12 protein-coding genes are annotated in these 14,556 nt (G+C 57.7%); 6 read left to right on the top strand and 6 right to left on the bottom strand.

Annotated features, from left to right (window positions below; all coding sequences use genetic code 11):
• Positions 1 to 36 precede the first annotated feature (36 nt).
• From OGV75_RS10120 to fbpC, 6 genes are all read left to right on the top strand, one after another.
• Complete coding sequence (locus OGV75_RS10120) at positions 37 to 666, top strand: response regulator transcription factor (protein ID WP_032931278.1); 630 nt, start codon at positions 37 to 39, stop codon at positions 664 to 666.
• Positions 666 to 2,207 carry an MASE1 domain-containing sensor histidine kinase gene (locus OGV75_RS10115; RefSeq protein ID WP_046275611.1) on the top strand — a complete coding sequence of 514 codons (1,542 nt, stop codon included), beginning with the start codon at positions 666 to 668 and terminating at the stop codon, positions 2,205 to 2,207. Before OGV75_RS10120 ends, OGV75_RS10115 begins: the two co-directional genes overlap by 1 nt.
• 85 nt (positions 2,208 to 2,292) lie before the next feature.
• Positions 2,293 to 3,597: an MFS transporter family glucose-6-phosphate receptor UhpC gene (gene uhpC / locus OGV75_RS10110; RefSeq protein WP_286480621.1), complete on the top strand. Its 1,305-nt coding sequence runs from the start codon at positions 2,293 to 2,295 to the stop codon at positions 3,595 to 3,597.
• Positions 3,594 to 4,625 carry an ABC transporter substrate-binding protein gene (locus OGV75_RS10105; protein WP_016151983.1) on the top strand — a complete coding sequence of 344 codons (1,032 nt, stop codon included), beginning with the start codon at positions 3,594 to 3,596 and terminating at the stop codon, positions 4,623 to 4,625. The genes uhpC and OGV75_RS10105 overlap by 4 nt, the downstream gene beginning before the upstream one ends.
• 69 nt (positions 4,626 to 4,694) lie before the next feature.
• Positions 4,695 to 6,773 carry an ABC transporter permease gene (locus OGV75_RS10100; protein ID WP_286480620.1) on the top strand — a complete coding sequence of 693 codons (2,079 nt, stop codon included), beginning with the start codon at positions 4,695 to 4,697 and terminating at the stop codon, positions 6,771 to 6,773.
• 11 nt (positions 6,774 to 6,784) lie between these two features.
• Complete coding sequence (fbpC, locus tag OGV75_RS10095) at positions 6,785 to 7,831, top strand: ferric ABC transporter ATP-binding protein (RefSeq protein ID WP_016151981.1); 1,047 nt, start codon at positions 6,785 to 6,787, stop codon at positions 7,829 to 7,831.
• Between the two features lie 69 nt (positions 7,832 to 7,900).
• Here fbpC and mmuM read toward each other — a convergent pair whose 3' ends face one another.
• From mmuM to mhpD, 6 genes are all read right to left on the bottom strand, one after another.
• A complete protein-coding gene (mmuM, locus tag OGV75_RS10090) occupies positions 7,901 to 8,842 on the bottom strand; it encodes a homocysteine S-methyltransferase (RefSeq protein WP_094761417.1) in 942 nt (313 codons plus the stop codon).
• Positions 8,829 to 10,232 (bottom strand): S-methylmethionine permease, encoded by a 1,404-nt coding sequence (gene mmuP, locus OGV75_RS10085; RefSeq protein WP_286480619.1) that lies wholly within the window; start codon positions 10,230 to 10,232, stop codon positions 8,829 to 8,831. The genes mmuM and mmuP overlap by 14 nt, the downstream gene beginning before the upstream one ends.
• A 274-nt stretch (positions 10,233 to 10,506) precedes the next feature.
• Positions 10,507 to 11,718, bottom strand: coding sequence for a 3-(3-hydroxy-phenyl)propionate transporter MhpT (gene mhpT / locus OGV75_RS10080; RefSeq protein ID WP_286480618.1), 1,212 nt, complete (start codon positions 11,716 to 11,718; stop codon positions 10,507 to 10,509).
• A 68-nt stretch (positions 11,719 to 11,786) separates the two neighbouring features.
• On the bottom strand, positions 11,787 to 12,800 hold the full coding sequence (mhpE, locus tag OGV75_RS10075) for a 4-hydroxy-2-oxovalerate aldolase (protein ID WP_016151976.1): 1,014 nt from the start codon (positions 12,798 to 12,800) through the stop codon (positions 11,787 to 11,789).
• Positions 12,797 to 13,747, bottom strand: a complete 951-nt coding sequence (gene mhpF, locus OGV75_RS10070) for an acetaldehyde dehydrogenase (protein WP_047416963.1) — start codon at positions 13,745 to 13,747, stop codon at positions 12,797 to 12,799. The genes mhpE and mhpF overlap by 4 nt, the downstream gene beginning before the upstream one ends.
• Positions 13,744 to 14,553, bottom strand: coding sequence for a 2-keto-4-pentenoate hydratase (mhpD, locus tag OGV75_RS10065; RefSeq protein WP_016155814.1), 810 nt, complete (start codon positions 14,551 to 14,553; stop codon positions 13,744 to 13,746). The genes mhpF and mhpD overlap by 4 nt, the downstream gene beginning before the upstream one ends.
• Positions 14,554 to 14,556 lie beyond the last annotated feature (3 nt).

Raw genomic sequence — 14,556 nt, 5'->3', positions numbered from 1 at the left:
ATCATAGATGCCATTGTCAGGCAAGAGAGCAAGATCATGATTCATGTTGTGCTGGTGGATGACCATGTGGTGGTGCGTTCCGGCTTTGCGCAATTACTCAGTCTCGAAGACGATCTCAACGTTGCTGGCCAGTACAGCAGCGCGGCCCAGGCGTGGCCTGCACTACTGCATGATGACGTCAACGTTGCGGTGATGGATATCGCCATGCCGGATGAAAATGGCCTGAGCCTGTTAAAACGACTGCGGGCGCAGAAGCCCGGTTTTCGCGCCATTATTCTCAGCATCTATGACTCACCCACGTTTGTGCAAAGCGCACTGGATGCCGGTGCCAGCGGTTATCTGACCAAACGCTGCGGGCCAGAGGAACTGGTGCAGGCGGTACGATCGGTTGGTATGGGCGGGCATTACCTGTGCGCCGACGCGCTGCGGGCGCTACGCGGCGGCGAACAGCCCGCGCAGGTACTGGAGATATTGACCCCGCGCGAGCGCGAAGTGTTTGATCTGCTGGTCAAAGGCGACAGCGTAAAAGAGATCGCCTTCAAGCTCGACCTCAGCCATAAAACGGTGCACGTTCATCGTGCGAACGTGCTGGGCAAACTGCAATGCCACAGCACCATCGATCTGGTGCATTTTGCACTCGACCACCAGTTGCTGACGGGGCATTAATGTCACGCAGCCTTCGTCATTGGGTTATTTCTCTGTTTATTCTGCTGGCCTGGGGATCGGGCTGGCTGATGCTGTGGACGCTGGGGTTTTACCTAACCCACAACGGCCAGCAGGCAGCGCTATTCCTGCCGCACGGCGTCTATCTCGCCCTGCTAATCCTGCTTTCTCGCCGTTACTGGCCCGCGCTGGTACTGCCGCCGGTGCTGATGCTGTTCTGGCTGCACAGCGAGCAATTAGTGAATGGCTATATCCTGCTGGTTGCGCCGTTGATTAGCCTGATCCCGGCGAGTATCGGCCAGTCATACTGGCACCGCTTCCCCCTTTACTGGCAGCGCTTAACGCTGCTGCTGGCCGCGGTGACGATCACGTCATTACTCAATACCCTCCTGCTTTCACCGTTTATCCAAAGCCCGGCAACGTTAATTGGCCTGGCATCGTTTACTGGCGGCGTACTGCTGACGCCGTTTGTCTATCTGATCTATGAATTTCTGCGCCAGCAGCACCGCTATCATTTGCTCGGACTGGATACCACCAATCCCCCCCTGCGTACCTCGCTTATCATCTGGTGCAGTCTGTTTTTCATTATTGGCATAGGTACCCAGATGGTGCTGTCACCAGAGATCGAGCGCCTGCTGCTAATCGTAGTGTTCTTACCAAACGTGGTGATGGCGTGGAAATTTGGCTGGCAGGGCGGCGTGTTGTCCGGACTGCTCGGCAGCATGATGATCACCATCGCCCGGCAAATCGGCGTCGGGTTCAGCAATTTACTGGAGCTGGAGATTTTCCTCGCCACCCAGGCGCTGCTGGGCATAGGGCTGGGGATCGCTATCAGCCGCCAGCAGCATCTGGCGCAAAACCTGCACCATTATCGCCAGCGTCTGGAAGCCGAACTGGCAGCGCGACGCGCGCTGACCGAACAACTGATCCGCACCGAGGAAAATACGCGCAAAAGCCTGGCGCGGGAGCTACACGACGAAATTGGTCAGAACATCACCGCCATTCAAATTCAGTCGCAACTGGTCAAGCGCGCGCCGGGTCGCGAGCAAACGCTTGAAGCGGCAAATCAGATCAACGACCTTGCCCGGCGCATTCACCACTCCACCCGCCAACTGCTGCGCCAGCTACGACCGCCCGCGCTCGATGAACTGGCCTTTAAAGATGCACTGCATCATCTGGTGAATGAATTTGCCTTTGCCGAACGCGGCATTCGCTGTTGGTTTGACTATCAGCTTGAAAATACGCCAGAAAATGAAACGGTGCGTTTCACACTGTATCGCCTGCTGCAGGAGTTGCTCAATAACGTCTGTAAACATGCCGACGCCAGCGAAGTGTCGATTACGCTGCGCCAGCAGGAACACCGCGTGTTTCTGCACGTCGCTGACAACGGCGTAGGTATTCTCGCGGAGAAAATCCCCGGGTTCGGTATCCAGGGGATGCGTGAGCGGGTCAGCGCCCTTGGCGGCGAACTGACGCTCGAATCGAACAACGGCACGCGGGTAATTGTTAACCTGCCCACAAATTTGCAACAAATCAGCCGTTAACCAGGAAAAAGTCTTAGTCACTGCGGACTTTATCTCATCCCATTTTGCTTTCACTTTCCTATAGTCAGCACAAACGGAGGCTGCCATGCATGCACGTGCATCACGCGAAACAGACCAACAATACCGGGCGCTACGCCCCCGGCTGCTGATGTGTATGGTGATTGGGTACGCCGCGTTTTATCTGACGCGCAAAAGCGTTAACTACGTCCTCCCGGCGCTGCAAACGGATCTGGGTCTGGATAAAAGCGATATCGGCCTGCTGGGATCGCTGTTTTATCTGACCTATGGCCTGTCGAAATTCACCGCCGGGCTATGGCACGACAGCCACGGACAGCGCGCGTTTATGGGCATTGGCCTGTTTGCCACCGGCGTTTTAAACGTGCTGTTCGCCTTTGGTGAATCGCTGACGCTGCTCCTGGTGGTCTGGACGCTGAACGGATTTTTTCAGGGCTGGGGCTGGCCGCCCTGCGCCCGACTATTGACCCACTGGTACTCGCGCAACGAACGCGGCTTCTGGTGGGGCTGCTGGAATATGTCGATCAACATCGGTGGGGCCATCATTCCGCTGATTAGCGCCTTTGCCGCCCACTGGTGGGGTTGGCAGGCAGCCATGCTGGCTCCGGGGATAATCAGCATGGCATTAGGCATCTGGCTCACCCTGCAACTGAAAGGCACGCCCCGGGAAGAAGGCTTACCCACGGTTGGGGAATGGCGGCAAGACCCGCTGGAGTTGCGTCAGGAGCAGCAAAGCCCGCCGATGGGACTGTGGCAAATGTTACGCACCACCATGCTGAAGAACCCGATGATCTGGCTACTCGGCGTGTCATATGTGTTGGTCTATTTGATCCGCATAGCGCTCAACGACTGGGGCAACATCTGGCTGACGGAAAGCCACGGTGTGAACCTGCTCAGCGCCAATGCCACGGTAATGCTGTTTGAAGTCGGTGGCTTGCTGGGGGCGCTGTTTGCCGGATGGGGTTCGGATCTGCTGTTCAGCGGTCAGCGTGCGCCAATGATTTTGCTATTCACACTGGGGCTGATGGTCTCCGTCGCCGCGCTGTGGCTGGCGCCGGTGCACCACTACGCGCTACTGGCAGTGTGTTTCTTTACCGTGGGCTTTTTTGTGTTTGGCCCACAGATGCTAATTGGCCTCGCGGCCGTGGAATGCGGACATAAAGCGGCGGCAGGTTCAATTACTGGTTTTCTCGGGCTGTTCGCCTATCTGGGGGCCGCGCTGGCGGGTTGGCCGCTGTCGCTGGTCATAGAACACTACGGCTGGTCGGGAATGTTCAGTTTGCTCTCGGTTGCCGCTGTCTTTATGGGTTTATTGCTGATGCCATTGCTCATTGCGGGCATTCCCCCTTCTCTCAGTCAAAGGATAAAACAATGAAACTGACGCTTACCTCTACCCTAATTGCCTCCGCTCTGACGCTGGCAGCCTTCAGCAGTGCAGCTCAGGCGCAGGGTCGTCTGGTGGTGTATTGCAGCGCCACCAACGAAATGTGCGAAACCGAAACCAAAGCCTTCGGTGAAAAATATGATGTGAAGACTTCATTCATTCGCAACGGCTCAGGCAGTACGCTGGCGAAAGTGGATGCCGAGAAGAAAAACCCGCAAGCGGATGTCTGGTACGGCGGTACGCTGGATCCACAGTCTCAGGCCGGTGAAATGGGCTTGCTGCAGCCGTATAAATCACCAAACCTCGAACAAATCATGGAGAAGTTTCGCGATCCGGCAAAAGTGAAAGGCAACCTCTCCTCGGCGGTTTATGTCGGTATTCTGGGCTTTGGCGTCAATACCCAGCGTCTGAAAGAGAAAAACCTACCGGTGCCAAAATGCTGGAAGGATCTGACCAAACCGGAATACAAAGGCGAAATCCAGATTGCTGATCCGCAAAGCTCCGGTACCGCCTATACCGCACTGGCGACCTTTGCCCAACTGTGGGGGGAAGATCAGGCCTTTGACTACCTGAAACAGCTCAACGCCAACGTCTCCCAGTACACCAAATCCGGCATTGCCCCGGCGCGTAACGCCGCCCGTGGCGAAACGGCTATCGGCATCGGTTTTTTGCACGACTACTCGCTGGAAAAAGAACAGGGCGCACCGCTGGAACTTGTCTCACCGTGCGAAGGTACCGGTTATGAAATCGGCGGTGTCAGCATCCTGAAAGGCGCGCGCAACCTCGATAACGCCAAACTGTTCGTTGACTGGGTACTGTCGAAAGACGCGCAGGAGCTGGCGTGGAAGAAAGGTAAATCCTATCAGATCCTGACCAACACCACCGCCGAGACGTCCCCTAACTCGCTGAAGCTCGACGACCTGAAGCTTATCAATTACGACATGGATAAGTACGGCTCGACCGACGTGCGTAAAGCCCTGATCAATAAGTGGGTCAGCGAAGTGAAGATGGGTAAATAACCCCAGATTTGCGTTCATTTGCCGGATAAGGCCTTAACGCCATATCCGGCCTGAAATACCGGAACCGCTATGTCACACACACTTGCACTCCATCCCGTGAAAAAACGGGATGCGATATTTCTTTGGATTTTACTCGGCTGGCTGGCGTTTGCCCTGCTGCCGAGCTGGAGCCTGGACTACGGTCTGCTGGAGTCGACGCGCGAAGAAATTCTCGCCGCCTACGGCTGGTCACAGTTCAATATCAGTTGGCTCTGGTATCTGCTGCCAAGCCTGCTGCTGGTGCGCCCGTTCCATGAAGCCAGACGCGAACAGCGCAGCCGCCATTATTTTGACGCGGGCTGGGCGTTTTTCTGTATGGCCTTTATCGTCGCCAGCGCGACTCTTGAGGGGCGCGGCTTAGGCTATGCCACCATCGTGCTGTTTGTGGCACTTGGCGCGATCATGACCCTGGCGCTCACCCGTCTGGAATGGCTGGGCGGCGACCGTTTCGTCATCGGCTCGCTCACCGCGATTGTCGCGCTGATCGGTATTTTTATCGTCTGGCCAAGTATCGCTATTTTCATTCCGATGTTCACCAACGACGCCGGAGAATTTGCTCCGCTGTCGTTTATGAATGTGCTGTCGCAGGCGCATATCATTCAGGTGATCCTCAACTCGATTATGCTGTCGATTGCCGTCGGCGTCGGCTGTACCTTCTTTGGCCTGGTGCTGGCTATCTACACCACCCGTATTGCGAAACGCAGCGCCATTATCGGACGAATTTTCTCGATTCTGCCGATCGTCACCCCGCCGTTTGTTGTGGGTTTAGGCGTAACACTGATGATGGGACGCTCCGGTTACATCACCGAATTTATGGTCGAATGGTTTGGTTTGACCAACACCAACTGGCTGTACGGTTTTACCGGCATCTGGCTGGCGCAGGTGCTGGCCTTCACTCCGATGGCGTTTATGATCCTCGACGGGGCGATCAAAACCATTCATCCGTCGCTGGAGGAGGCGTCATACACCCTGCGCGCCAGCCGCTGGCAAACCTTTAACGGTGTGTTTGTCCCGCTGCTAAAACCGGCACTGGCAAACGCCTTTTTAATTGTGGTGGTGCAGTCGCTGGCCGACTTCAGTAACCCGCTGGTGCTTGGCGGTAACTTCGACGTGCTGGCAACGCAAATCTACTTCTACATCACCGGTTCCCAGCTCGACTACCAGGCCGCCAGTACGCTGGGTGCCTTCCTGTTGCTGTTCTCGCTGCTGGTGTTCTGCGTGCAGTACATGTGGATTGGTAAACGCTCGTACGTCACCGTTTCTGGTAAATCCTATCGGGGCGACGTGCAGCCGCTGCCGGTAACGCTGGTATGGAGCGTGGTCGCGCTGCTGGCGGTGTGGATTGCCTTTAACGCCCTGCTCTATGGCAGCATTTTCTACGGCAGTTTCACCGTAAACTGGGGCGTGGACTACACCCTGACGCTGGCGAACTTTACCAAACTGTTCGGTCAGGGAATGAGCGACGGCGCGTGGCCTTCACTGCTCGACACCCTGCTCTACGCCGGGATTGCCGCGCCGATCACCGCCATCTTCGGCCTGCTGATCGCATGGGTTGTGGTGCGTCAGCAGTTTAAAGGCAAAAAGACCATCGAGTTCACCACTATGCTGTGCTTTGCCGTTCCGGGCACCGTAGCGGGCGTATCGTACATTCTGGCCTTTAACAGCGCCCCGGTATACCTCACCGGCACCGCCGCCATCGTGATTATCTCAATGGTGATGCGTAACGTCCCGGTCGGTATCCGGGCGGGCATTGCGGGCTTAGGCCAAATCGATAAATCGCTGGATGAAGCCTCGCTCAGTCTGCGCGCCGGTTCCCTGCGCACCATTACGCATATCCTGTTGCCGCTGCTGCGCCCGGCGATCCTCTCAGCGCTGATCTACAGCTTTGTGCGCGCCATTACCACCGTCAGCGCCATTGTGTTCCTCGTCACGCCGGATACCCGCGTGGCCACGGCCTACATCCTGAACCGCGTAGAAGACGGCGAATACGGCGTGGCGATTGCCTACGGTTCCATTTTAATCGTGGTGATGCTGGCGATTATTTTCATCTTTGACTGGCTGATCGGTGAATCACGTACCTCCCGTTCAAAAGCCAAAAACCAGGCGTAATGGAGCGCACTATGACTCAGAAAAATTTCGTTGAACTGCGCAACGTCACTAAACGATTTGGCAGCAACACGGTTATCGACAATATCAATCTCACCATTCCGCAGGGGCAAATGGTCACGCTGCTCGGCCCGTCCGGCTGCGGTAAAACCACCATCTTGCGTCTGGTTGCCGGGCTGGAAAAACCGAGCGAAGGACAAATTTTCATTGATGGCGAAGACGTTACCCATCGTTCTATTCAGCAGCGCGATATCTGTATGGTGTTTCAGTCATATGCCCTGTTCCCGCACATGTCGTTAGGGGAGAACGTCGGTTATGGCCTGAAGATGCTCGGCGTGTCGCGCGCGGAGGTGAAAACCCGCGTCAAAGAGGCGCTGGCGATGGTGGATCTGGAGGGATTTGAAGACCGCTTTGTCGATCAGATCTCCGGCGGTCAGCAGCAGCGCGTGGCGCTGGCCCGTGCGTTGATCCTCAAACCGAAAGTGCTGCTGTTTGATGAGCCGTTAAGTAACCTGGACGCCAACCTGCGTCGCAGCATGCGCGACAAGATCCGCGAGCTGCAAAAGCAGTTTGATATCACCTCGCTGTACGTCACCCACGATCAAAGCGAAGCCTTTGCGGTTTCCGATACCGTACTGGTGATGAACAAGGGACACATCATGCAGATCGGCTCGCCGCAGGATCTCTATCGCCAGCCCGCCTCCCGCTTTATGGCGAGCTTTATGGGCGATTCTAACCTGTTCCCGGCCACCTTCAGCGACAGATACGTTGATATCTACGGCTATCATCTGCCGCGCCCACTGCACTTTAGCGATCAAGGCGAGGGCATGGTAGGCGTGCGCCCGGAAGCGATCACCCTCAGCGACCGCGGCGAAGAGAGCCAGCGCTGCGTGATCCGCCACGTCGCGTATATGGGACCCCAATATGAGGTCACGGTGGAGTGGCACGGACAGGAGATTTTATTGCAGGTCAACGCTACGCGTCTGCAGCCGGACGTCGGCGAGCAGTATTATCTCGAAATCCATCCGTACGGCATGTTTGTGCTGGCGGATGCGGCATAAAGTGTTACCCATGTTTCCGGTTCATACCGTATCGCCATCTGGCAAAAATGCCCGATGGCGGCTTACGTCTTATCGAGCCTGAACTTGAACTTTTAACGCGGCAATATCCGCGGGCGTGGTGCGACAGCACCCGCCAATCAATCGTGCGCCAGCGGCCTGCCACTGTGGCAGATAATCCGCCAGTTGCGCACAAGACTCACCGTGATGATGCCAGGTTTTGCTCGCGGCATCGTACTGCTCGCCCGAATTCGGATACACCACCAGCGGCAGCGCCGTTAAGCCGTGTAAATGCTGCAACGCAGCGGTGGTGTTTTCCAGCGCAATGCAGTTAATGCCTAACGCCACCACCTGCGGATAATCCGCCAGCAACGCGACCACGTCACGCAGCGGCGTACCGTCGCTCAGGTGCTCGCTGTCACGCAGAGTAAATGAGAACCAGGCACGCGCACGCGGGTACGCGGTCAACAGCTCAGCCAGTGCGCCAATCTCGACAAAATTCGGCAGGGTTTCGCAGGCCAGCAGATCGGCCCCGGCATCCAGCAATGCTTCCACGCGCGGGCGATGAAACGCCTGGAATGCCTCGGCGCTGCGCTGGTAATCGCCACGGTATTCAGAGCCGTCCGCCAGATACGCGCCGTAAGGTCCGACAGATCCCGCCACCAGCAGCGTGCCCGCTTGCGGGTTCTCTGCCAGATACGCTTCACGCGCTTTACGCGCCAGCTCCACGCTTTTGCCAATCAGCGCTTTCGACTGCGCTTCATCCAGGCCACGCGCGGCAAAGCCCGCCGGTGTCGCCTGATAGCTGGCGGTGATCGCGCATTGCGCCCCTGCCCGGTAATAATCAAGATGCACTTCGCGGATAAGCTCCGGGTTTTCTACCAGCACTTTGGCTGACCACAGGCTGTCGGCTAAGTTACACCCTCGCGCTTCCAGCTCCGTCGCCATCGCGCCATCCAGTAACAGGACATCCTGTTTCTCAAGGAGAGCGCGTAACGGATTATTCTGCGACATGTTCTGGCTCCTGTTTTGCGTTACGGGGTTGAGTAAGGAAATATGCACCATAGCACAACGCAACAAACGGTAACCCGCACCACAACGCAATTCTCTGCGCTGGATCGAATGCCAGCCCCACACAGGCCACCAGGCACAACACAAATCCTAATACCGGCACCAGCGGATACCACGGCGCACGATAATGTAATGCACTCAATGCCTTACCCTGTTGCAGATGACGGCGGCGAAAAACAAAGTGCGAGGCGCAGATGCTCAGCCACACCGCCACCACCGCAAACCCGGAGATTGCCGACAGCGCGACAAATACCGTGTCCGGGGCCACCACGCTGGAAAACAGCGCCAGTACGCCGCCGAGCATACTGACCGACAGCGCCGTCAGCGGCACGCCGTTTTTCGTTACTCGCGCAAAACAGGCTGGCAGCGTACGTTCATTCGACAGCGACCAGAGCATGCGCCCGGAGGCATACAGCCCGGAGTTCGCCGCAGAAAGAATGGCTGTCAGGATCACGAAGTTAAAAATATCGGCGGCGTACGGAATACCTACCTTCTCAAACACCAGCACAAACGGGCTTTTCTCCACGCCCGCCTGCTGCATCGGGATCAGCGCCGCCAGCACAAACACGGTGCCGATAAAGAAAATAATCAGTCGCGCGATGGTGGTACGAATCGCCACCGGGATCACCTTGCGCGGATTTTCCGTTTCACCGGCGGCAATACCGATAAGCTCAGTTCCCGAAAAAGCAAAGTTCACCGCCACCATAGTCATCAGGATCGGTAAGCCGCCATGCGGGAACCAACCTTCCGCCGTGATATTACTCAGCCCCGGCGCGGGCGAGCCATCCTGCATCGGGATAAAGCCAAAAATCGCCGCCCCGCCGAGGATAATAAAGGCGATGATAGTGACCACTTTCACCAGCGAGAACCAGAACTCCCCTTCGGCAAAAAAGCGCGTGGAGATAACGTTCAGGCCAAAAATAATCACACAGAACACCACGCACCAGACCCATACTGGCACCAGCGGAAACCAGTACTGCATACAGAATCCGGCAGCGGTAAAACTCGAACCAAGCGCCACGGTCCAGGTCAGCCAGTAGAGCCAGGCCACGGTATACCCCGTCGCCGGGCCGAGATAGCGCGCGGCATAGACGTGAAACGCCCCGGTCTCCGGCATCGCGACCGACAGCTCGCCCAGACACTGCATAACCAGCCAGACCACCAGCGCGCCAATCAGATAGGCCAGCAGCGTTCCCGCGGCCCCGGTAGTGGAGATGATGTAGCCGATATTGAAGAATAACCCTGTGCCAATCACGCCGCCTAAGGAGAGCATAATCAGGTGACGCGTTTTCATCGTGCGCTTCAGTGGCGCATTTTGTTGTGTTGTTTGCATATAACCTTCCAAACGTATGGACATCTAAACATCCAAAGAAGGTGTGTTATACCGCGTTTGTTAACACAATGCAAAATCAACCCTGCACCAGACGCAGATGACCGCGCCGGGCGCTTAATATCGGGTGGGGGTTAATTATCAAATATAAAAAGGGCCGCCAGCTCATAACGCCTCCGTTGCCAGGCTTTACATAAACTCTGGCAACGTCATCGCCGGCTGGCGTTCACCCGGAAGTGGGAACCGTATCTCCCCACTCATACAACCGAACGATTGTTTATGAGCCACTGGTCGGGATCGGCATCTGCGATTTACGGCTCATCAGGAAAAATACCGCCAGCCCAGCCAGTAAAATGCCCGGCGCAGAAGCTGCCATCACGCCTACCGTTCCTGTGCCGAGCGCTAACATTTTTCCTGCCAGCAGCGGGCCGCTCATCGCCCCCAGACGCCCAACGGCGACGGCGGTACCCACGCCTGTCGCGCGGATCTGCGTACTGTAAAACAGCGGAGCCAGCGCATACAGCACGCTTTGTCCTCCAGTGGCAAACATCCCCGCCACAAATCCGGCCATCAGCATACCGCTCAATGACGACACCGTCCCCAGCGCCAGCAGCGAAGCCAACATCCCGGTGTAGATCAGAAGCGACATGACCACCGGGCGCAGTTTGTCCATTAACGCCCCGAGAATTAACGTGCCGCTGGCCGCGCCGATTTGCAGAGCAAACATCACGCCAGCCGCCTGCGAGGGCTGAAAGCCCTGCTCCACCAGCAGCATCGGCAACCAGTTGATCAGCATATACACCACCAGCAGGGTGAAGAAATAGCACAGCCACAGCAGCAGCGTGGCTGTCGCGGTCGCGGGTGCGAACAGGGCGCGCAACGGCTCGGCGGCCACCTGCGTTTGCTGGGCATAAACCTGTGATTCCGGCAGCCAGCGCATCAACAGCGGCACCAGCAGCAGCGGGATCACTCCGCCAACCCAGAACACCGTTTGCCAGGCGGCGGCCAGACCGCTAAACCCGAGCGCCGCCGCTAACGCCGCGCCAATCGGCACGCCGCAGTACATCAGACTCACCGCCGTACCGCGAAAACGCGGGCCCGCCGCTTCGGAGGTCAGCGCGATCAGATTCGGCAACGCCGCGCCCAACCCGACGCCGGTCATCAGACGGGCAAACACCAGCGACGAGAAATCCCAGGAAATCGCCGTCGCCAGCGAGAACAGGCCGAACAGCGCCACGGAGGCAATAAGAATGCGCTTGCGCCCATAGCGATCGGCCAGCATGCCGCCCACCAGCGCGCCGGGCAGCAGCCCGAGAATGCCCGCACTGAAGATCCAGCCCATCTGCATTTTATCCAGCGAAAATGCCTGGGCGATACCGACGGCAGCGATCCCGGCGGCCTGTAGATCCAGCCCTTCCATCAGGGCAACTAAAAAGCAAAGCCCGACGGTTAACGTCAGGCGGTAAGATGTGGGGGTACGGGTAGTCATAAGATGTACCTCTGAGGTCACGATGCAGGTGAGTCGCGGCTGATACGTTGCCAGCCGCGTAATCATTTTTATTTGCTATTGCGCAGATCCAGCGCCACGTCGACGATCATATCTTCCTGGCCGCCCACCATTCGGCGTTTGCCCAGTTCAACCAGAATATCGACCGCGCTCAGGCCATAACGCGCCGCCGCCACTTCGCAGTGACGCAGGAAGCTGGAGTACACCCCGGCATAGCCCAGTGCCAGCGTTTCGCGATCCACCCGCACCGGACGGTCCTGCAATGGACGCACCAGATCGTCGGCGGCGTCCATCAGCGCATACAGATCGGTGCCGTGCTGCCAGCCGAGCTTATCCGCAGCGGCGATAAACACTTCCAGCGGCGCGTTGCCCGCGCCAGCGCCCATACCCGCCAGGCTGGCGTCGATACGGTCGCAGCCCTCTTCCACCGCGGCAATCGAGTTCGCCACGCCGAGACTCAGGTTGTGATGCGCATGCATTCCGGTTTCTGTCTCTGGCTTCAGCACCGCTTTCAGGGCGCGGAAGCGGGCGCGAATATCGCTCATATTCATCGCCCCGCCGGAATCGACCACGTAGATACACGTCGCGCCGTAGTTTTCCATCAGCTTCGCCTGCTGCGCCAGATTCTCCGGCGTGGTCATATGGCTCATCATCAGAAAGCCGACGGTATCCATGCCAAGCTCACGCGCGTACTGAATATGCTGGGCCGACACGTCCGCTTCGGTGCAGTGGGTCGCCACGCGCACCACTCGCGCGCCGGCCTGATACGCGTTTTTCAGGTCATGAAGAGTGCCGATGCCCGGCAGCAACAGCGTGGCGATCTTTGCGTGTTTGACCACGTCTGCTGCCGCTTCAATCCACTCGAGATCGCTGTGCGCGCCAAAGCCGTAGTTAAAGCTGGAACCTTGTAAACCGTCGCCGTGGGCCACCTCAATGGAATCAACCCGCGCGTCGTCCAGCGCTTTGGCAATCTGGCGCACGTTTTCCAGCGAGTACTGGTGACGAATCGCATGCATACCGTCGCGCAGGGTCACGTCAGAGATATAGAGTTTTTTACCGTTCATGCTGCTTCTCCTGCCTGACGGGTGAGTGACTGCGCCATCTGCTCAGCGGTCGCCAGCGCGCTGGAGGTCATAATGTCGAGGTTGCCCGCATAGGCGGGTAAATAGTGCGCCGCACCTTCCACTTCCAGATACACCGCGGTTTTCAGCCCGGAAAACTGACCAATACCCGGCAGATTCACCGGTTTATCCTGCGGGATGACTTCAAACTGGACGCGCTGTTTCAGGCGATAGCCTGGCACATACGCCTGCACCGCCGCCGCCATGTCATTAATCGACGCTTCAACTTCAAGCTGGGAGGCCGCTTCGCTCAACACATACACCGTGTCGCGCATCATCAGCGGCGGCTCAGCCGGGTTAAGTACGATAATGGCTTTGCCTTTGGCCGCGCCCCCCACCACTTCAATCGCCTTCGAGGTGGTTTCGGTAAACTCGTCGATATTGGCGCGGGTGCCCGGTCCCGCAGATTTACTGGCGATCGAGGCGATAATTTCGGCGTAATGGACTTTTGCCACGCGAGAAACCGCCGCCACCATCGGGATGGTCGCCTGCCCGCCGCAGGTCACCATATTGACGTTCTGTTGGTCAACGTTAGCCTCCAGATTCACCACCGGAACGCAGTACGGGCCGATCGCTGCGGGCGTCAGGTCGATCAGACGGATCCCCGGTTTTACGGCGCGCAGCGCGGCGTCATTTTTCACGTGCGCGCCCGCGCTGGTGGCATCAAACACGATGTCAATGTCCGCGAATTCTGGCATCGCAAGAAGCCCCGTCACCCCTTCATGGGTGGTGGCAACGCCCATACGCCGGGCGCGTGCCAGACCGTCGGATTGCGGATCAATCCCCACCATCACCGCCATCTCCAGACGTACGCCGTGACGCAGAATTTTAATCATCAAATCGGTGCCGATGTTGCCAGAGCCGATAATGGCGACTTTACGCTTACTCATGACTGACTTCCTTTTGTAACCGCCGCTGAAAAGGTGGCGGCAACTGAACCAATACCGTCGATATGGGCTTCGAAACGATCGCCCGCATTCACCGCCACCATCGGGCCTAACGCCCCGGTGAGAATAATGTCCCCGGCACGCAGCGGCTCGCCGAGGCTGGCCATTTTGCGCGCCAGCCACACGGCGGCGTTGATCGGATGTCCCAGACATTCGCTACCGCGCCCGCTGGAAACCTCTTCGTTATTGCGCGTCATTTTCATCGCGCAGTTTTTCAGATCTAATCCTGCCGGACGCTGTGCCGGACCGCCGACCACATACACGCCACAGGAGGCGTTATCCGCCACGGTATCAACAAACTTGATCGACCAGTCGCGAATACGGCTGCCGACCACTTCCAGCGCAGGTAGCACCCACTCGATGGCGTTGTACAGCTCGTCAAAGGTGGTATCGACATTGGGCAGATCGCGGTTCAGCACCAGCGCAATCTCCGCTTCAATACGCGGTTGTAGCACGCGGGCAAACGCAATGGTGTCGTTGTCGCCGTAGCACATGTCGGCGAACAGCGTGCCGAAGTCCGGCTGATCGACGCCCAGCTGCTGTTGCACTTTCGGGTGCGTCAGCCCCACTTTGCGCCCGACGACGCGACGCCCTCGCGCCACGTCATACTGCACATTGATACGCTGAATGGCGTAAGCCGCTTCGGCGTTATCCACGCCGATCAGTTCACGCAACGGGGCGATAGCGTCCCCTTTTTCCTCAGCCTGACGTAAATCGGCGGCTAACTGCTCAAGATTAAGATTCGTCATGTC

The organism is Citrobacter sp. Cb028, from assembly GCF_030336705.1.
GTDB classification, from domain to species: Bacteria; Pseudomonadota; Gammaproteobacteria; order Enterobacterales; family Enterobacteriaceae; genus Citrobacter; species Citrobacter braakii.
This window is presented reverse-complemented; position numbering and strand designations above follow the sequence as displayed.